Source organism: Myxococcales bacterium (genome assembly GCA_012517325.1).
In the GTDB taxonomy this organism is placed as follows: Bacteria; Lernaellota; Lernaellaia; order Lernaellales; family Lernaellaceae; genus JAAYVF01.
The window spans coordinates 76,206-93,708 of the sequence record JAAYVF010000025.1 but is presented as its reverse complement, the minus strand read 5'-3'; the positions used below and the strand labels follow the sequence as shown (position 1 = coordinate 93,708).

Here is a 17,503-nt window from a genome sequence, read left to right as displayed (position 1 = left end):
TGAACCTAGCCCAGCGTTTCAACGCTGGGTATGAATGCCGCGGATTGTTTCGTCCCATTAGGGACGTGCCTCGAAGCACGGTTCACAACGAAAAATGTGGGAGATCATGCGGACGTACCTACGGCACGAAGAAAAATGGCGCGAACCGAAACCCAGCGTTGAAACGCTGGGCTAGATTCAATCATGCCTACGGCATGAAGCACCAAGGTAAGCAGATACGTGGATTCCGGCCGGCGCACGGAAAGACGACCATTAATTTTCCGTAACCGGACCGGGGCGGCTCGGGCGCTCGGGCGCACTCCGCATTCCCAATTCCCAATTCGAAATTCCAAATTCGAAATTGTTCTCTGTGTCTATTTCCCCTGCTTCCGTTTTTGCCGTTTGACGATCAGCCACAGCACGCCGAAGAAGAGCAGCGCCAGGATCAGCCAGGGGAGCAGCACCATGACCAGGGTGATCAGGCCGCCGGCGGCGCGCATCATCGCGCGCAGGCTGTTCTGGAAGTTCGGGCCGGCGTTTTCCAGCGCGTTGAGCAGCGGCGCGAAGACGCTGTCGGGCGGCACGATCTTCTGCACGATTTCCTGCCGCAGGGTGAGGTGCAGCGTCGAAAGCGCGATGCGGTCGTCCAGGCCACGCAGGGTGCCTTGCAGGCGTTCGATATCCAGGCGCAGCCGCGCCAGTTCGCGCTCGACGTCGAGCAGATCCTTGAACTGGTAGCTCTTGTTCTGAATCAATTCCTCGAGGCGCGACGCCAGTTTCTCGTTGGTTTCGATGCGGCGGTTCAGATCGACCCACTGATCGGTCACGTCCGTCACCGTGACGTTCTCGGACTCGACGGTGCCCAGCACCGCCAGGCTTTTGACGAACGCGACGAACCCGCCGGTCGGCAGGCGCAGGGTGATTTCCAGCGATTGCACGCCGGCGACGCGCGAATGCTTGACCCCCGCGACGAAACCGCCGGCGGCGGCCGTCATTTCCTCGAGCTTGGTCCGGGAGGTCTCGACGTCCTTCACCTGCAACTGCACGTCGCCCTCGCGGATCAGCTTGCGCCCCCTGGTCGCCAGGTTTTCGGCGTTCGGCGCGGGATTGTCGCCGTCGACCGTCGCGGCGGCCGGCGCCGGCGGAGCGCCCGCCACGTTCTGCTCCTCGGCCATTTTATCGGCGACGAGCGTCGCCGCTTTCGTCATTTCCGGTTCGGCGGCTTTGAAGGAAGCCTTGCCGCAAGCCAACAACAGCCCGAGCAACGCGACGACGAGTAATATTCGCAGAGCCTTGGCGCGCATGAAGTCCTCCCGCAGCAGGTGGTTCCGTGACGATTAGACAACACTTCGCGATGAATGTTCTGCTTTTTTTTACGGCAACTCGCGGACCGCGTAAATGGTGTAGGGGCCTTGTTGCCGCAAGGGGGTGAAATGGCCGCCCAGCGCGTCCGCCTCGCCGCCCGGCGGCAGCTTCAGCACCGGGAAAAAATCCATCCCGTCGGGAATGGTGTCGTAGACCAGCAATTTTTCGCCGGGCGCGCGCAGGGCTTTTTGCAGCTCGTTCAGGTCGATGCGGCCGGTCTGATCGTCGGTCGAGGCGAGCAGCCGGGCTTGCGGCGGAATGCGGCCGACGAGAAACAGGAAGCCCTGGTCGCGGGTGCCGATGACGACGGCGCGATCGCCGCGATTTTCGGCCAGCCACGCGGCGACGGCCCGCAAATCCGGATCGGCGCGAAAGCGGGCGTTGTCGCCGGCGATCTGGAACAGCGAGATCGCGCCGCAGGCCAGGGCCACCGCCGCGGCCCCGAGCGGGCGCTGGTCGGCGGCCAGCTTCGCCAGAACCGTCGCCGCGCCCAACCCGGCGAACGGCAGCAACATCAGGCCCAGCGCCGCCGCGTATTTCGTTTCGTTGAACCCGGCTGCACCCAGTGCCGTGCGAGCGGTGAAAACCGCCAGGCTCACGACAAACAGCAGTATCAGCCAGCCGCCGTTGCGCCGCGCGGCGGGCAGAACAAAGCCGCCCAAGGCCGCCAACGTCACCAGCGGATTCGTGGCGCCCAGGACGATCCGCGGCCAGGCCAGCAAGCGTTCCGCCAGCGGAACCGCCGCCATGTGCACCCGGCTGATTTCGCCGCTGACCGCCAGGAAGTAGAACGGGCGGCCGGTGATCAGCCATTGATAGCCGAGCCACGCCACCGGAAAAACGGCGCACAGCACCACGGTGCGCAGGCCGGCCGTGCGATCGCGCCAAAGCGCCAGCAACGCCACGAGAGGCAGAAAAATCCATCCTTCGAAGCGGGTCGCCGCCGCCAGCGACAGCCAGATCACCCCCGTCCATTCGGCCCGGCGGTCGGTTGCGCGGGTCTGCCAGGCCGCTGCCAGGCGCTCGAACGCCAAGGCCAGAAACAGCAGGTAGGGCGCGACCTCGAGCGACACCACCGCGACGCGCACCCCCAGCGGAAACAGCGCGTACGCCAACCCGGCCCACGCCGCCGCGGCGTCGCCGAACCAGCGCCGAGTCAGCCGCCAGAGTGGCACGAACGACAGCAGCGCGCACAATAGCGACAGCAGGCGCGGCGCGTATTCCAGGTCGGTGGAAATCAGCCGCAGCGCGGCCAGCAGGTAGAAGTGGACGGGCGGGTAAACCGGGTCGGGGCGGAAATCGCCGCGCGCGACCTGCCGTTCGACGTACAGCGGCCGGTCGAAGGCGTTGTGGTGAAAGTCGATGCCGTTGTCGCCGGCCGCGAAGGCCCACAGGCGCACGCCGAGAAACAGCGCGAAAATCGCCCAAAACCAGCGTGATTTGCCCATGGGCCGACTATAGGGTTAGAGTATCCGGCAAACAAGCGGGGGCGTATTTCATGACAAGCCAAATCACCGACGTACCGGGCCTGACGGTCGGCCACGCGCACGATGAAACCGGCCGCACCGGCGTAACCGTGCTGCGGTGCGACCCGCCCGCCGTGGGTTCGATCGACCGGCGCGGCGCGGCGATCAGCACGCGCCAGTGCGATTCGCTGCTGACCGAACATTTGCTGTCGCGCGTCGACGCGGTGGTGCTCGCCGGCGGCAGCGCCTTCGGCCTGGATTGCGCGGCGGGGGTGATGGACGAACTGGCGGCACGCGGCGTCGGCATGCCGTCGCCCGGTCGCCCGGTGCCGATCGTCCCCACAATGGCCCTGTTCGACCTGGGCTTCGGCCACAGCGGCGCGCGACCGACCCCCGAACTGGCCCGCCGGGCGGTGCTCGCGGCGGGAACGACGGTGGCGGAGGGCAGCGTCGGCGCGGGCTACGGCGCGACGGTCGGCAAGATTTTCGGAATCAACGGAGCGATGAAGGGCGGACTGGGCACGGCGAGCCGGAAGCGCGCGGCGGACGGCCTGATCGTCGGCGCGCTCGCGGCGGTCAACGCCTGGGGCGACATCCTCGACCCGGCCACCGGCGAGATCGTCGCCGGTGCGCGCGATGTGAAACGGGGCGGCTTCGCCGACACGGCCCGCGTCCTGGCCAAACAGGCCGTGCGCGAACACCGCGGCTTTCAACTCGACAACACGGTGCTCGCCGTCGTGGCGACCAACGCCCGGCTCGACAAGACCCAGGCGCAGTTCGTGGCGCGCATGGCGCAGACCGGCCTCGCCCGCGTCGTGCGCCCCTGCCACGGCCCCTTCGACGGCGACGTGGTGCTCGCCCTCGGCTGCGGCGAACTGGCCGCCGACCTCCCCGCCGTCGGCCAACTGGCCGCCGAGGCCCTCGCGGAAGCCATCGTCCGCGCCGTCCGCCGCGCCGACGGCTTCGGCCTGCTGCCCGACGCGCGGGAGAAGCGCTGAATCGTTAAATTTTTAGCGGCTGCCGCGATTACCTCACGCCGGTTACCGATGTCTTAACTGGGCCTCGCATTCCCCATTCGTCATTCCCCATTCCCCATTTCGCCTCATTCCCTCGGCAGCCCCCACCACCAGACCACGCGGCCGACGAGGCAGTCGTTGACGTCCTCGTTCTTGAAAACCAGCAACCCGCCGCTTTCCATGGTTTCTTTGTTCTCGGGCAGGCCCATCACCAGATCGGGCGAAACGTAACGGCACCACTTCACCGAGGCCCCGCCGTCTTGCCGGAACGCGACCATCTTGCCGTTGAGCGCCCGCGGATCACGCTGGCGATGGTCGATGGCCACAATGGCCCCGTCGGTCAGGATGGGCGACATCGAATCGCCGGCGACGCGCACGCAGGTGACCTCGTCGGGATGCGGCAGCCAGTCGGCGTAGATGATGGCGAAATCCTCGATGTCGGCCGGGCTGACCTCGCGCGGGCGGCCCGCCGCGATGCGGTCGGCCAGCAGCGGCACCGAGACGAAACGGTCGCGCCCGACTTCCTCGGCGAGAAACGCGCCGGTCTGCCGCCGGGCGCCGGGCGGCACGGCGGGCGGGGCGATGCGCAGGGTGACCGGGCCATGACCGCGCCGCTCGCCGGTCAGCAGCCACAGCGGATCGATGCGGTACGTGTCCCACATCGCGGCCAGCGCCTTGGCCCCCGGCAGGCGCTCGCCGGCCAGCCAGTTGTGCACCGCCTGCTGATTGACGTTGATCTCTCGGGCGAAGCGCCGCACCACGCCGCCGGCCTGGCGGTCGATTTCTTCTTGCAGGCGCGCGGGAAAATTGCCGGTTTCGGGGTTCATTTTCGCTCTTTCTACATAAATAGATTTTTTCCTTGACACATGTCTACTATTATATTACAGTCCTGTCAAGAAAAAAAGTCGTTGTATGGGGTTTTCCGGTCGCGGACCGGCTTTTGGAGGGGATGATGGACGAGCGGCAAATCCAGGAAATCATGAGTGATTTTTCGCGTTACCGCGCCCTGGTCGGCACGCGGCCGACCGCGCCGGGGGTGTCGATCAGCGGCGGATGCTACTGGGCCGACCGGTACGCCTGGTCACGCGTCAAAGGGGTGAAGGTTCATTACGACGAGCACTTTCACCCGCGCAAGATCGAACTGCTGAAGCTGGGCATCACCTACCGCCTCCAGGCGGTCTAAACCACCACGGCCCACCCGCACATCGGCGGCCTTTTCGCCGTTCGGCAGCCGCGCCGAACGGTCGGGAGGACGTCATGTGCTTTGCTTGTTCGCGCCGGGCCGTCTGTCGCGTTCCTTGCCGCGAGTTGACGCGGGAACTGGCGGCCGTCACCGGCCAAAGCCACCGCCGCGAGCGGCTGGTCTCGCCGGAATTCATCCAGATTTTGTGCGGACGCCGCACGACCGTCACGCTGGCGGAATGGTTGCCCAGCGGCTTCGCGCCCGAGCTGGAACCGCTGCTCGCGGACCTGACTCCCGGGCGGCGCGAGGCGTTGCGGCTGCTGGTGACCGAAGGATTGTCCGAACGGCAGATCGCGGTGCGGCTGGGCTTGAGCAAAACCGCCGTGCACAAACGCCTGGCGGCCGCCCGGCTCTGCTTGCGCCGCCGCTATCGCCGGCCCGGGGCCGGAGAAAGGTAGATCCATCATGAAACCGGAATTGATGGCGGGCCGTGAGATGTCCGGCGCGGCGCTGACTCCCGAGCCGGCGGGCTGGCGCGGCCTGATCGACGGCCGCTTTTGGTGGCGGCAAACCGAGCATCCCAAGCGACTGTGGGACCAACTGCGCTTGTCGAAGGCCTACGGGCCGTGGGGCGAGGAATTCGTCGCGCAACCCGACCCGCCGCACTGGTTCATCGAGGAGTGGCTGGCCGGCCGGCCCAAAAAGGCGCCGGCGGGCAAGTAGCCAGGCGAAAAACGTTTCCTTATACTAAACCGCGAAGCGCGAATTTGGTTTTAGCGGTAGGAGCACCCTTCCGGGTGCGATTCTAAGATCGCGGCTGCTAAGCCGCTCTTACCAATTCGGTAGGAGCACCCTTCCGGGTGCGATTCTGAGATCGCGGCTGCCAAGCCGCTCTTGCCAATTCGGTAGGAGCACCCTTCCGGGTGCGATTCTGAGATCGCGGCTACCAAGCCGCTCTTACCAACACGGTAGGAGCACCCTTCCGGGTGCGATTCTGAGATCGCGGCTGCCAAGCCGTTCATTACCCGGAGCCCCGGCGGAAAACGACATGGCGATTTCCTACGACGAAGCGCGACGGTTGGCGCAAGAAAAGGCGGCGCAGGCCGATACCGGCAGCCCGTTCCGCTATCTGCTGACGCGAATGGTGCCGGCGGCGATCGCCCGCCTTTGTCCGCCGCGCGCCGACGTGCTGGACGTGGGCTGCGGATCGGGCCGTTACGCGCTGTTTTTCATCGAGGCCGGCGTCACCGGTTCGTACACCGGTATCGACATCAGCGACGCGCGCTGGCAGGCCTCGTTGGAACTGCCCGCCGAGTTTCCCGGCCGGCGACTGGTGCAGGACGCGCACGAGGCGGACCGACTCGGGCGGGAGTTCGACTTCGTGCTTTCGCTCACCGCCTTCGAACATTTCGCCGACGACCGCCGCGCCGCGCGCGCCCTCGCCCGGACGCTCAAACCCGGCGCCGCCGCGCTGATCGCCGTTCCCGCCGTCTGGTCGTTTCCGCTCTACGGCCCGCACGGCTATCGGCGCTACACCGAACGTTCGCTGCGCGCGTTGGCCGCGCAGGCGGGTTTGGAGACGGAGGAGCTGCGGCGGGTCGGCGGCCTGACGGGCTGGTCGTTTCATTTTCATTGGTTCTTTCCGGCGTGGGTGTTTCGCAACGCGGGCAAGACGCTCTTGTACGCGGCGTTCGGTTTCGACCGCGCCCGCGCGCGCCGGCAGGCGCCGCGCCTGGCGGCCTGGCTGGATCGGCTGGGCGAACATCACCTGCGCTGGACTTGGGGCCGCCGCCTCCACGCCGGCCTGTTGCGCCTCACCGCCGCGGCCGATCGCTTCCTGCCGCTGCTCGAAGTCGGCTACCTGGCGGTCTGGCGGCGGTCCGCCCTTGCATCGGATCGCCCGACTCCCTAAGTTAGTCAACCTCATGTCACGGAGAACTGAATGGCCGGCAACACCTTGATCGCCCGCTTGAAAGGCAAACTGATCGCGGGCATCGCCATCGGCGGGCTGGTTTACGTGCTGGTGGTGGTTTATTCCGGCTGGCGCGACCTGGAAACCGCCTTGCGCGATTTTCCCTGGCTGCTGTTTCCGCTGTTGCTGTTGCTGGCTTTCGCGAATTACCTGCTGCGCTTTCTGAAATGGCATTTCTACCTCGGCCAACTGAAGATCCCGCTGGCGCGCGGCGACAGCCTGGTGATTTTTCTCGCCGGCCTGATCATGACCATCAGCCCGGGCAAGATCGGCGAGCTGCTCAAAAGCGTGCTGCTCAAGCAGCGCAACGGCACGCCGTTGACCGTGTCGGCGCCGATCATCGTGGCGGAGCGGATCACCGATTTCATTTCGCTGGTGCTGATCAGCGTGGCCGGCCTGCTGGTGTTCACCGTGTCGGATTCGAGCCTGACGATCCTGGGCGTGGTGGCGGCGATCCTGGCGGCCTTCGTGCTGGTGATGAGCAACCGCCGGCTTTGCCTGGGCGTCATCGCGCTGCTCGAACGCTGGAAACCGCTGGCCCGGATCGGCGGCAAAATGCACAACCTTTACGAGTCGATCAACCGCCTGGTGCGCCTGCTGCCGCTGACGGTCGCCACGTTTCTGTCGCTTTGCGCCTGGCTCTGCGAATGCCTGGGGTTCTGGATCGCAATCCGCGCCTTCACGCCCGACCCGTCGCTGCTCGCGGCGTGTTTCATCTACGCCCTGGGCACGATCATCGGCGTCGCCAGCCCGGGCGGCCTGGGCCTGACCGAGGGCAGCATGCTGACCATGTTGCAGACCGCGGCGTTGATGGGCCCGGCGGTGCTGACCAAGGCCCCGGCGGCGGCCGCGACGCTGATCATCCGCCTGGCGACCCTGTGGTTCGCGGTGTTCGTCGGCGCGGTCGTGCTGCTGCGGTTCCAAAAGCGGTTCGGCGACGCGGCGAGCGAACTCGAGACGGAACTGGCCCGGAAACACGAACCCCGCCCATAACCGCAAAGAAGCCAAATCGGCACACCTTCCGCCTCGTTCCTCGGTTGAAAGTGGGGTCAATCACCGCGAATGAAGGGCACAAATTAGAAAACAACCATTGTTTTCCCATTCGCGTTCATTCGCGTTTATTCGCGGTTCCATTTCTGTCCTGGTTTAAAAGGGGGGGTTGGTGTGCAAAAGAGTGTTGGTGTGCCACGTCTTTTTCCCGCGGAACGCGGGAGAAAGGCGTGGTTTTTAACCACAAATGAACGCGAATAAGACAGAATTGGCGGAATAAATTTGGGCTCACCTTGCGCCTCGTCCCTCGGCTGGAAGAGTGGCACGTTGGAAAGTAAAAATAAGCGGGACCGTGAAGGCCCCGCTTTGACGGATCGTCGAATCGAATAATTTACCGGCAGTCCGGGCACACCTTGAACGAAGCCGGATCGAGGCCCATGCGGTGGGCCATCTCGTTCTGGAAGGCGTCGGGCAGCCAGTACTTGCCGCACTTTTCGCAAACCATCATCTCGGCCTGGCGGTGCCATTTGTCCAAATGGCGGACGCCCTTTTCGTCGTGGAAGTCGATGCACTGCGTCGGGCAAATGTAGGCGCAGGCGCCGCAGGCGATGCACACCGGGTTTTCCTTGTCGAACGGGACGGCCACCTTGCGGTCGGTGCCGCGGCTTTCGAAAGCCAGGGCCGCCACGCCGACGATGTTCCGGCAGGTCTGCACGCACAGGCCGCACAGGATGCAGTCGTCGTTGCGTTTGACGAACCGTTCCGGCGCCGCGGCGACGCCGTACTCGGCGGCCAGTTTTTTAACGACTTCCACCTCCGGGCAGCGCGCCAGCAGCAATTTAAGCAACATGGCGCGATGGCGGCGGATGCGGTCGGTGTCGGTTTCGACCTTTACTTCCTTGCGCACCGTGTAAACGCAGGACGGGACGATGCGGGTCCGGCGGCCTTCGTTGACTTCCACCGAGCAGATACGGCAGACGCCGTAGGCGGGCAGGTTTTCGTTGTGGCACAAGGTCGGCACGCGCGCTCCCGCCTCGCGGCAGGCGTCGATGAGCGGGGTATCGTAGGGCACGGCAATTTCCTTGCCGTTGACGGTGATTTTAATCAGCTCGGCCATCGCTCACTCCTTGATAACCGCGTCGGTTGGGCACACCTCGTAGCATTGACCGCACTTGATGCACTTGTCGACGAGAATGGAATGCTTGACTTTCTTGGCGCCGACGACCGCTTCGGAAGGGCAGGCGCGTTTGCAGGCGCCGCAGGCGATACACTTTTCGGCGTCGATCCGGTAGGTGATCAGCGCCTTGCAGTTGCCGGCCGGGCAGCGGTGCTGTTCGATGTGCGCCAGGTATTCGTCGCGGAAGAACCGCAGGGTGGACAGCACGGGGTTGGTGGCCGTCTGGCCGAGGGCGCACAGGCTGCAGGCGGTGACCGTCTCGCCCAGTTCCTCGATCAGTTCGAGGTCGCCGGGCCGGCCCTTGCCGTCGCAGATGTCCTGCAGGATATTGCGCAGCTGCATCAGGCCTTCGCGGCACGGCACGCATTTGCCGCAGCTTTCGTCGCAGAGGAAGGCGGTGAAGTAACGGGCTACGTCGACCATGCAGGTTTCCTCGTCCATGACGATCAAACCGCCGGAGCCCATCATCGAGCCGACCTCGTACAGTTTGTCGAAATCGACGGGCAGGTCGAGGAACGATTCGGGAATGCAGCCGCCTGACGGGCCGCCGGTCTGCACGGCCTTGAACTTCTTGTTCTTGGGGATGCCGCCGCCGATCTTGAAGATGATGTCGCGCAGCGTGATGCCCATCGGCACTTCGATCAGGCCGGTGTTGTTGACCTTGCCGACCAGCGAGAAGATCTTGGTGCCCGGGCTGCCGGCGGTGCCGATCTTGCGGTATTCGTCGGCGCCGTGCAGCACGATGTACGGCACGTTGGCCCAGGTCTCGACGTTGTTGAGGTTGCTGGGCTTGTCGTAGAGGCCGTGTTCGATCGTGTGCACGTATTTGGCGCGCGGTTCGCCGGGCAGGCCCTCGAGCGACGCCATCAGCGCCGTCGATTCGCCGCAGACGAACGCGCCGCCGCCGCGGCTGACCTTGACGTCGAACGAGTATCCCGAACCCAGGATGTTCTCGCCCAGCAAGCCCAGCTCGCGCATCTTTTCCAGCGCGATCATCGTGTGCTTGACCGCCAGCGGGTATTCGTTGCGCACGTAGATGTAACCGTCGTGCGAACCGATGGCGTAGGCGCCGATGAGCATGCCTTCGAGCACCAGGTGCGGATTGCCCTCGAGCAGCGAGCGGTCCATGTACGCGCCGGGGTCGCCTTCGTCGGCGTTGCACAGCACGTATTTCGGCTCGCCCTTCGCCTGGCGGCACGACTCCCACTTGACGCCGGTCGGGAAGCCGCCGCCGCCCCGGCCCCGCAGGCCGGCTTTTTTCACTTCGTCGATGATCGATTCGGGATGGGGATTCTGCAGCGCCTTGGCCAGCGCGGCGTAACCGCCCATCGCGAGGTAATCTTCAATGGAGGTCGGATCGATGAAGCCGTTCATCGAGAAAACCAGCCGCTGCTGATTCTTGTAGAACGGCACGTCGTGCTCGTGCATGACTTTCGGCTGATCCGGGCCGGCCGAATATTGCAGCCGCTCGATGATCTCGCCCTTGAGAACCGTCCGTTCGATGATCTCGGGGACGTCTTCCGCCTTGACCGTCTGGTAGAACACTTTTTGCGGATGGATGACCACCAAGGTGCCGCGTTCGCAATAGCCGTGGCAGCCGGTGGCGCGGAAATCGACTTTCTCTTTCAGGCCGCGCTGTTCCAGTTCTTGCTGGAACGCCGCGACGACGTGCGTCGCGCCGCAGCCGATGCACCCGGTGCCGGCGCAGACCGCGATCATCGGTCGCTGCGGGTCGCGCGCGGCGATCAGTTTCCGCCGTAACTCTTCCAGTGCCGCATAGCTGGTGAGCCGTTCCATATCGCTATTCCTCTTTCTTCAGGTTGTCGATGATCTTCTTCATCTTTTGCGAGGTGGCGTGGCCGATGTATTCCTGATCCACCACCACCAGCGGCCCCAACGCGCAGCTACCCAGGCAATTCACGGTATCCAGCGAGTACTTGAGATCGGTCGACGTGTCGCCGGCCCCGATCCCCAGTTCGCGGGAGACGGTGTCCAGGATCAGCTTGGCGCCGCGCACGTGGCAGGCGGTGCCCATGCAGACATGGACTTCGTGTTTGCCCTTGGGCTTCAGGCTGAAGGCCTTGTAGAAGGTCGCGACGTTGAAGATGCGCGAGACGGGCACGCCGAGCCGGTCGCTCAGGTACAGCAGGGCATCTTCAGGCAAATAGCGATACAGCGCCTGAATATCTTGGAGCACGAGAATCAGGTTGGACGGATGATTCCCGTACTTGTCGATGATCAGATCGATTTTACTCTTCTCGAAAACTGCCGCACACATGTCACAACTCCGCTTTGACTTTCAACTTGGCCCATTCCGCGCGAACCCGATCACGAATCTGGTTCAGCAGCTCTTCCTTGGTCTTCAGGTGACGGAAGCGGCCCTGTTGGAAGAAGTAATTGGTGATTTCAGCCACCGGATCCTCGACCGATTTCTTGACGGTCTCGATATCGAGGTTGATCGTGTATTTGCCGTTGATCACTTCGTAGAGCGGGAAGATGCCGGCTTCCACCGCCAACCGTCCCAGCTTGATGCCCGAATTGGCCTCGCACCGCCAGCCGGTGGGGCAAGGCGCGAACACGTGCAACACGGCCGGGCCGTTGACCTCGGCCGCTTTCTTGACCTTGCGCATCAGGTCGAACGGGTAGCTCGGGCACGCCGTGGCGACGTACGGAATGTTGTGCGCCGCGGCGATCTCCGCGAAGTTTTTCTTCCAGGTCACCTGACCCGGAACGGCCTTGCCGGCCGGGCTGGTGGTCGTCGAGGCGCCCAACGGGGTGCCCGACGAACGCTGAATGCCGGTGTTCATGTAGGCTTCGTTGTCGTAGCAGACGTAGAACATGTCGTGGCCGCGCTCCAGCGCGCCGGAAAGCGCCTGGATGCCGATGTCCATCGTGCCGCCGTCGCCGCCGATGCCCATCACCGCGATCTTGCCCGGGTAATCGTGGTAGAAGCGCTTTTTCTGCTTGAGGATTTCGATGCCCGAGCTGACGCCCGACGCCACGGCGGCGGTGTTTTCGAACGCCACGTGGATCCAGGGCACCCGCCAGGCGTTGAAGGGATACGGGCTGGCGATGATTTCCATGCAGCCGGTGGCGTTGCAGACGATCAGGTCGCGGCCGGTGGCCTTGGTGATCTGGCGCAGCATCAGCGCCGGAATGCAGCCCTGGCAGGCCCGATGGCCGTGCACGAAGAGCTCCTCCTTGGGCAACATCCGCGAGGCGTAGACTCCGTAGTTGATCTCGTTCATTCGCGCACCCCCACCATTTCGTAGACCGGCGCCTGTCCCTGCTCGACGTAGCCGATGCCCTTGAGCACCATGTCGCGGAAATTGGCGACCGTGACGTCGCGGCCGCCGAGGCCGCCGACGAAATTGACCAGGACGGGCCGCTTGGCCAGATTGTACAGGCTCGCCTTGATTTCCGTGCCGAACGGGCCGCCGGTGCCGCCGGTGGTCAGGCAACGGTCGAACACGAACACGCCTTTCACGCCTTCCAGCGCCGCCTTGATCTGGGCGAAGGGGAACGGCCGCCACAGGCGCAATTTGATCTGGCCGACCTTGACGCCCTGCTCGCGCAGCCGGTCGATGGCCACCGAGGCGGTTTCGCTCAGGCCGCCCACGGTGAGCAGCAGATACTCGGCGTCATCGGCGCGGTAGGTTTCCACCGCGTGGTAGGCGCGGCCGAATTTTTTCGCGAATTCGGCCCACACTTCCTCGATGACCGCCTGGCTTTTGATCAGCACGTCGTCGTGCTTTTTCTTGGTTTCGGTGTAGACCTCGGGAATGCCGACCGGGCCGAACATCATCGGCTCGCGCGGGTCGAGGCGCTGCAGCGGCTGGTAGACGCCGACGAATTCGCGGATCTTGGCCGTATCGTAAAAGACGATCGGCTCGATCACGTGGCTCATCTGGAAGCCGTCCATATTGACGATGGTCGGCAACAGGACCCGGTGATCCTCGGCGATGCGGAAGGCGCAGATCGTCTGATCGCACACTTCCTGGCCGTTTTCGGTGAAGATCTGAATCCAGCCGGTATCGCGTTCGGCCATGATGTCGCTCTGGTCGCCCCAGATGTTGATCGGGCCCGAGAGCGCCCGGTTCACGCACGACATGACGATCGGGTACCGCATGGCCGAGGCGATGTAGAGTATTTCGTGCATCAGGGCCAGGCCCTGGCTGCAGGTGGCGGTGAAGGTGCGCGCGCCGACCGCCGCGGTGCCGATGCAGGCGCTCATCGCCGAGTGCTCGGATTCCACGGGGATATAGGCGGCTTCCAGTTCGCCGTTATTAACGATTTCCGACAGGTGCTCCACGATGTGGGTCTGCGGCGTGATCGGATAGGCCGCAATGCAATCCACGTCGCATTGCGCCACCACCTCGGCCTGGGCGATCGAGACCTCGATGCCGAGCGGTTTGCCCACTTCCATCCGGTTCTTCATTATTTGACCTCCTCCAACATGACGATCGCCTGGGTGGGGCATTCCGCGGCGCAGATGCCGCAGCCTTTGCAGTAGTTGAAGTTGAAATCGAAGTAGGTGTCATACAACGAGCCCGGGACGGCCTTCTGGCGCTTGACCAACCGGCGGGAGTCGTCGGGGCAGAGGATCCAGCAGAGGCCGCAGGCGACGCACTTGGTCTCGTCGGTCTTCGGATAGAAGCTGCGCCAATCACCGGTCTTGTATTCGACGGCGGTGCCGGGTTCGGGGACCACGCAACCGAGGGTCACCTCGGTCCAGGCGGGAAACAACTTGGTCTTCATTGGGCATCCTCCGAGACGGACTCCGCGTGAGCGCGTTTGAGCACTTCGAGGTTGCGCGGGCCGATTTTGCCGAACCGCTCCATGAGCGGAGCTTCCATACTTTTCAGTTCCACGCAATTGGAGGCCCGGATCAACGCGCCGAGCATGGTGGTGTTGGTGATCGGCCGGCCGAGGATTTCCAAGGCGAGCTTGGTGGCGTCGACGCGCCAGACCAGGCCCTTGAGTTTGTAGCGCTTGCGCAGTTCCGCGATCGACTTGTGGGTATTGACCACGACGATGCCCTTGTCGCCCATGCCCGATTCGACGTCGACGATGTTCATCAACGCTTCTTCAAGCACGATGGCCAGATTGGGCTCATAGATCGCCTGGCGCAGCCGGATCGGTTTGTCGTCGATCCGCGCGTAAGCCAGAACCGGCGCGCCGCGCCGTTCGGGACCGAAGCTGGGGAAGGCCTGTGCGTACTTGCCCTCGGCGATTGCCGCTTGGGCCAGCAGTTCCGCGCTGGTCACGGCGCCTTGACCTCCGCGACCGTGAAAACGAATTTCGATCATTAATGACCCCTTTCCTAAGGCGCACGCCGGGTATATTCGCAAAAGGCGTACCTCCGTCTTTTGCGAACGGCCCGGGTTGCGCTTTTTCGCGGGGCGAATACTAGTTCTTCGGCCTGCCGCTGTCAAGGGGCATGAAAATGTTATTACATTAGAACAATGGGATTAATAAGTTCTGATTTCAAAAAGCTTTTTCAGCCGGGAATCAGCACATGAAACGAGGTCCCGCGATCGGGAGTCGAATCGACGAAAATTTTGCCGTCATGGTTTTCGACAATCCGATAGGCGATGGTCAGCCCCAGGCCGGTGCCTTTTTCCTTGGTGGTGAAGAACGGATCGAAGATGGAACCGAGATATTCGCTCGGAATCCCCTTGCCGGTGTCCTGGATCTCGATTTCGATAAAACCGCTATGACGTTCGGAACGACGGGCGGAAACCGTCAGCGTGCCCCCGGTCTCTTCCATGGCTTGCAGCGCGTTGAGGAACAAATTCCAAAGAATTTGGCGTACTTGCGCGGGATCGAAGCGGCAAATCAGGTCTTTTTCAAGGTTTTTCTTGAGGATGATCCCCTCGTGAAAAGCCGGATCGTTGACCAGGACGCCCAGTTGCTCGGCGATGACGGCCGACAAGTCGGTGACGGCGTCCTTGCGCTGGGTGGGGCGCGCATAGGCCAGAAAATCATTGATCAAATTGTTGAGCCGGTCGGTTTCGCGCAAGACGATGTTCATCAGGTGCGCGTGGATCGGTTCGAGCGTCAATTCGCTTTGCAGCAATTGAATGGAACCGGACATGCTGGCCAACGGATTGCGGATTTCATGGGCGATGCCGGCGGCGAGCTTGGCGATCGCGGTCTGGCGGTCGGTGTATTTGGCCACCTGTTCCAGCTCGCGCAGGGCCGTGACGTCCTGCATGGTGATCATGCGGCCGGTGACGCGGCCCATCGTGTCCTGCAGATCGGCGAAGGTCAGCGCCAGGATCTGTTTTTGCCGATGGACCGACAGCCGCTCGATTTCCTGGTTTTTTTCGTGGGAACCCAGATCGCTCAACGCGGGTAACAATTCCGCCAGGTTCAGGCCCCGGCAGGTTCCGTTCTCGCGGCCCAGCATGGCGTTGACGTTGCGGTTGGCGAAGGTGATGACGCCGTCCGCGTCCACCGTGATCAACCCGATCGGCAGCGACTGGACGATGCTGTCGTTGAGCTTGCGCAAGTCGTCCATCGCCTGCCGCTGCTGTTCGATCTGCCGGGCCGCTTCCTTGCTGCGGGCCGCCAGGTAGCTGGCCAGCAAGCCCGAACTGAAAAACGCCAGGGCGTTGAGCAGGCACTTGACGGTCACCTCGCTGGCGCTGGGCAGCGCCACCTCCAGCGGATCGAGGTTGAGCGGATTGACCACCCGCAGGTATTGCAGCACCAGGATCAGGGAATAAACGAAAGTGCAGCCCAGGACGATGAGATTGGTATGGAGGCGGCTGGTCAGAATGGCGGCGAAGATGATCGTCAGGATGTACAAAAAGCTGAATAGGCTGTCAAAGCCGCCGGTGAAATACACCAGCCCGCTGACGAACGCGAAATCCCAGTAGATCTGAAAGTAGACGAACAGGCGGTTGTTCGCCTGGCGCTCGATCATGACCGCCGACAGCAGGGTGACCAGCACGTTCACGCCGATCAGGCTGTAGGGAACGATCAGCGATTGCGAGCGGTAGAGAAAGTAGGTGGTGCCGAGAATGAAAAAAGCGACGACAACCCGCAGAAAAGCGAGCCATTGCAGGATCTGTTCCCGCTCGACGGAGGGTAGTTGTTCGTCCGAACGTAAAGTGGCGGCGGTCGTGGGTTTGTTAACCAATGACCGTCACGAGCTTGAAGATCGGCAGGTACATGGCGATCAACATACCACCGACCATCAGGCCCAGGAACACCATCATGATGGGTTCGAGCAGGGTGGTCAGGTTGGTCGTGGCCATGTCGACCTCGTCGTCGTAAAAGTCGGCGATTTTCGCCAGCATGACGTCGAGGGCGCCGGTGGCTTCGCCGACGGTGATCATCTGGCAGACCATCGCGGGGAACACGCCGGATTCGAGGAGCGGTTCGGCGATGGTTTTACCTTCGGCGATCCGGTCCTTGGTTTTCATGATGGCGGCTTCGATCGTTTTGTTGCCGGCCGTTTTGGCGACGATTTCCAAGCCGTCGAGAATCGGGACGCCGGAGGTGATCATCGTGCCGAGGGTTCGGGTGAACTTGGCGACGGCCACCTTGCGCAGCAATTCGCCGAAGACGGGCAGTTTCAAGGAGATGTCGTCTTTGATGACTCTGCCCTTCTCGGTGTTGGACAGGTATTTGTAGAGGAAGTACAAGCCGAAGATGGCCGGGAAAACGATGAACCAATAGCCGCGCAGGAATTCGGAGATGTTGACGAGGAATTGGGTCGGTCCGGGAAGGGCGCCGCCGAAGTCCTCGAACATCTTTTTGAACACGGGGATGACCCAGATCAACAATACCGCCGCGACGCCCATGGCCACGGTCATGACGATGGACGGGTAGACCAGCGCGCCCTTGACCTTCTTTTTCAGTTTCATCGATTTTTCGATGTAGGCCGACAGGCGGTTCATGATGGTGTCGAGAATACCGCCGACTTCACCGGCGGCGACCAACGCGACATACAACTGGTCGAAAACCTCGGGGTGCTTGCCCAGGGCCTTGGCGAAGGTCGAACCGGCTTCGACATCGCCTTTGACTTCCGAGAGGATCTTGGCGAAGGTCTTGTTGTCCTGCTGGCTGATGAGAATTTCAAGGCATTGCACCAGCGGCAGACCGGCGTCGATCATCGTGGCGAACTGCCGGGAAAAAACCACCACGTCGCGTTCGGTGATCTTTTCCTTGCCGATCGTAATGTTGAAGGCCTTCTTGCCGACGGGCTTGATCCGGCTGGCCAGAATCTGCTGCCCGCGCAATTTTTGAACGACCGCGTCCTCGTTCGGGGCTTCCATCTCGCCTTTGATGATCTGCCCCGTGCGGCTTTTACCTTCCCACTTATAAACCGGCATCTTGCCAACC

General features: G+C 63.1%; 18 protein-coding genes. 6 read left to right on the top strand and 12 right to left on the bottom strand.

The genetic code is table 11. From position 1 onward, the window contains the following. Nucleotides 1–353: 353 nt before the first annotated feature. Both GX444_05220 and GX444_05215 read right to left on the bottom strand, forming a co-directional pair. Entirely contained in the window at nt 354–1,283 is a 930-nt protein-coding gene (locus GX444_05220) for a DUF4349 domain-containing protein (protein NLH47989.1), read from the bottom strand. Nucleotides 1,284–1,352: 69 nt separating this feature from the next. Beyond that, on the bottom strand, nt 1,353–2,792 hold the full coding sequence (locus GX444_05215) for a hypothetical protein (GenBank protein NLH47988.1): 1,440 nt from the start codon (nt 2,790–2,792) through the stop codon (nt 1,353–1,355). 50 nt (nt 2,793–2,842) lie between these two features. On the opposite strand from GX444_05215, the gene GX444_05210 reads away from it, so the two are divergent. Next, nucleotides 2,843–3,808 carry a P1 family peptidase gene (locus GX444_05210; protein ID NLH47987.1) on the top strand — a complete coding sequence of 322 codons (966 nt, stop codon included), beginning with the start codon at nt 2,843–2,845 and terminating at the stop codon, nt 3,806–3,808. Between the two features lie 104 nt (nt 3,809–3,912). Here the strand turns inward: GX444_05210 and GX444_05205 are convergent, their stop codons facing one another. Continuing rightward, nucleotides 3,913–4,653, bottom strand: a complete 741-nt coding sequence (locus GX444_05205; protein ID NLH47986.1) for a hypothetical protein — start codon at nt 4,651–4,653, stop codon at nt 3,913–3,915. A gap of 125 nt (nt 4,654–4,778) precedes the next feature. Between GX444_05205 and GX444_05200 the strand changes: the two genes are divergently transcribed. From GX444_05200 to GX444_05180, 5 genes are all read left to right on the top strand, one after another. Further along, the gene (locus GX444_05200; protein ID NLH47985.1) at nt 4,779–5,009 is read left to right on the top strand and encodes a hypothetical protein; all 231 of its coding nucleotides are present in this window, start codon (nt 4,779–4,781) and stop codon (nt 5,007–5,009) included. A gap of 74 nt (nt 5,010–5,083) precedes the next feature. Then, complete coding sequence (locus GX444_05195; protein ID NLH47984.1) at nt 5,084–5,467, top strand: hypothetical protein; 384 nt, start codon at nt 5,084–5,086, stop codon at nt 5,465–5,467. A 7-nt stretch (nt 5,468–5,474) separates the two neighbouring features. After that, nucleotides 5,475–5,732 carry a hypothetical protein gene (locus tag GX444_05190; GenBank protein ID NLH47983.1) on the top strand — a complete coding sequence of 86 codons (258 nt, stop codon included), beginning with the start codon at nt 5,475–5,477 and terminating at the stop codon, nt 5,730–5,732. Between the two features lie 325 nt (nt 5,733–6,057). After that, nucleotides 6,058–6,921, top strand: a complete 864-nt coding sequence (locus GX444_05185; protein NLH47982.1) for a methyltransferase domain-containing protein — start codon at nt 6,058–6,060, stop codon at nt 6,919–6,921. Between the two features lie 30 nt (nt 6,922–6,951). Continuing rightward, nucleotides 6,952–7,974, top strand: a complete 1,023-nt coding sequence (locus tag GX444_05180; GenBank protein NLH47981.1) for a flippase-like domain-containing protein — start codon at nt 6,952–6,954, stop codon at nt 7,972–7,974. Between the two features lie 388 nt (nt 7,975–8,362). On the opposite strand, the gene GX444_05175 is transcribed toward GX444_05180, so the two are convergent. From GX444_05175 to GX444_05135, 9 genes are all read right to left on the bottom strand, one after another. Then, entirely contained in the window at nt 8,363–9,088 is a 726-nt protein-coding gene (locus GX444_05175) for a 2Fe-2S iron-sulfur cluster binding domain-containing protein (GenBank protein NLH47980.1), read from the bottom strand. A gap of 3 nt (nt 9,089–9,091) precedes the next feature. After that, complete coding sequence (locus GX444_05170) at nt 9,092–10,945, bottom strand: 4Fe-4S binding protein (protein ID NLH47979.1); 1,854 nt, start codon at nt 10,943–10,945, stop codon at nt 9,092–9,094. Nucleotides 10,946–10,949: 4 nt separating this feature from the next. Beyond that, nucleotides 10,950–11,426 carry an NAD(P)H-dependent oxidoreductase subunit E gene (locus GX444_05165; GenBank protein NLH47978.1) on the bottom strand — a complete coding sequence of 159 codons (477 nt, stop codon included), beginning with the start codon at nt 11,424–11,426 and terminating at the stop codon, nt 10,950–10,952. 1 nt (nt 11,427) lies between these two features. After that, nucleotides 11,428–12,396, bottom strand: a complete 969-nt coding sequence (locus tag GX444_05160; GenBank protein NLH47977.1) for a pyruvate ferredoxin oxidoreductase — start codon at nt 12,394–12,396, stop codon at nt 11,428–11,430. Next, nucleotides 12,393–13,574 (bottom strand): pyruvate ferredoxin oxidoreductase, encoded by a 1,182-nt coding sequence (gene porA / locus GX444_05155; GenBank protein NLH47976.1) that lies wholly within the window; start codon nt 13,572–13,574, stop codon nt 12,393–12,395. Before porA ends, GX444_05160 begins: the two co-directional genes overlap by 4 nt. Nucleotides 13,575–13,585: 11 nt before the next feature. Continuing rightward, nucleotides 13,586–13,906, bottom strand: a complete 321-nt coding sequence (locus tag GX444_05150) for a 4Fe-4S binding protein (GenBank protein NLH47975.1) — start codon at nt 13,904–13,906, stop codon at nt 13,586–13,588. Further along, entirely contained in the window at nt 13,903–14,457 is a 555-nt protein-coding gene (locus tag GX444_05145) for a pyruvate synthase (GenBank protein NLH47974.1), read from the bottom strand. Before GX444_05145 ends, GX444_05150 begins: the two co-directional genes overlap by 4 nt. Nucleotides 14,458–14,648: 191 nt before the next feature. After that, nucleotides 14,649–16,295, bottom strand: coding sequence for a PAS domain-containing protein (locus GX444_05140; GenBank protein NLH47973.1), 1,647 nt, complete (start codon nt 16,293–16,295; stop codon nt 14,649–14,651). Further along, nucleotides 16,288–17,493: a type II secretion system F family protein gene (locus tag GX444_05135; GenBank protein ID NLH47972.1), complete on the bottom strand. Its 1,206-nt coding sequence runs from the start codon at nt 17,491–17,493 to the stop codon at nt 16,288–16,290. The genes GX444_05140 and GX444_05135 overlap by 8 nt, the downstream gene beginning before the upstream one ends. Between the last annotated feature and the right edge of the window lie 10 nt (nt 17,494–17,503).

Bases quoted from the DNA above. Each gene is read 5' to 3' on its own strand.
- GX444_05220 (NLH47989.1), bottom strand. From the start codon at position 1,283: ATGCGCGCCAAGGCTCTGCGAATATTACTCGTCGTCGCGTTGCTCGGG.
- GX444_05215 (NLH47988.1), bottom strand. From the start codon at position 2,792: ATGGGCAAATCACGCTGGTTTTGGGCGATTTTCGCGCTGTTTCTCGGC.
- GX444_05210 (NLH47987.1), top strand. From the start codon at position 2,843: ATGACAAGCCAAATCACCGACGTACCGGGCCTGACGGTCGGCCACGCG.
- GX444_05205 (NLH47986.1), bottom strand. From the start codon at position 4,653: ATGAACCCCGAAACCGGCAATTTTCCCGCGCGCCTGCAAGAAGAAATC.
- GX444_05200 (NLH47985.1), top strand. From the start codon at position 4,779: ATGGACGAGCGGCAAATCCAGGAAATCATGAGTGATTTTTCGCGTTAC.
- GX444_05195 (NLH47984.1), top strand. From the start codon at position 5,084: ATGTGCTTTGCTTGTTCGCGCCGGGCCGTCTGTCGCGTTCCTTGCCGC.
- GX444_05190 (NLH47983.1), top strand. From the start codon at position 5,475: ATGAAACCGGAATTGATGGCGGGCCGTGAGATGTCCGGCGCGGCGCTG.
- GX444_05185 (NLH47982.1), top strand. From the start codon at position 6,058: ATGGCGATTTCCTACGACGAAGCGCGACGGTTGGCGCAAGAAAAGGCG.
- GX444_05180 (NLH47981.1), top strand. From the start codon at position 6,952: ATGGCCGGCAACACCTTGATCGCCCGCTTGAAAGGCAAACTGATCGCG.
- GX444_05175 (NLH47980.1), bottom strand. From the start codon at position 9,088: ATGGCCGAGCTGATTAAAATCACCGTCAACGGCAAGGAAATTGCCGTG.
- GX444_05170 (NLH47979.1), bottom strand. From the start codon at position 10,945: ATGGAACGGCTCACCAGCTATGCGGCACTGGAAGAGTTACGGCGGAAA.
- GX444_05165 (NLH47978.1), bottom strand. From the start codon at position 11,426: ATGTGTGCGGCAGTTTTCGAGAAGAGTAAAATCGATCTGATCATCGAC.
- GX444_05160 (NLH47977.1), bottom strand. From the start codon at position 12,396: ATGAACGAGATCAACTACGGAGTCTACGCCTCGCGGATGTTGCCCAAG.
- porA (NLH47976.1), bottom strand. From the start codon at position 13,574: ATGGAAGTGGGCAAACCGCTCGGCATCGAGGTCTCGATCGCCCAGGCC.
- GX444_05150 (NLH47975.1), bottom strand. From the start codon at position 13,906: ATGAAGACCAAGTTGTTTCCCGCCTGGACCGAGGTGACCCTCGGTTGC.
- GX444_05145 (NLH47974.1), bottom strand. From the start codon at position 14,457: ATGATCGAAATTCGTTTTCACGGTCGCGGAGGTCAAGGCGCCGTGACC.
- GX444_05135 (NLH47972.1), bottom strand. From the start codon at position 17,493: ATGCCGGTTTATAAGTGGGAAGGTAAAAGCCGCACGGGGCAGATCATC.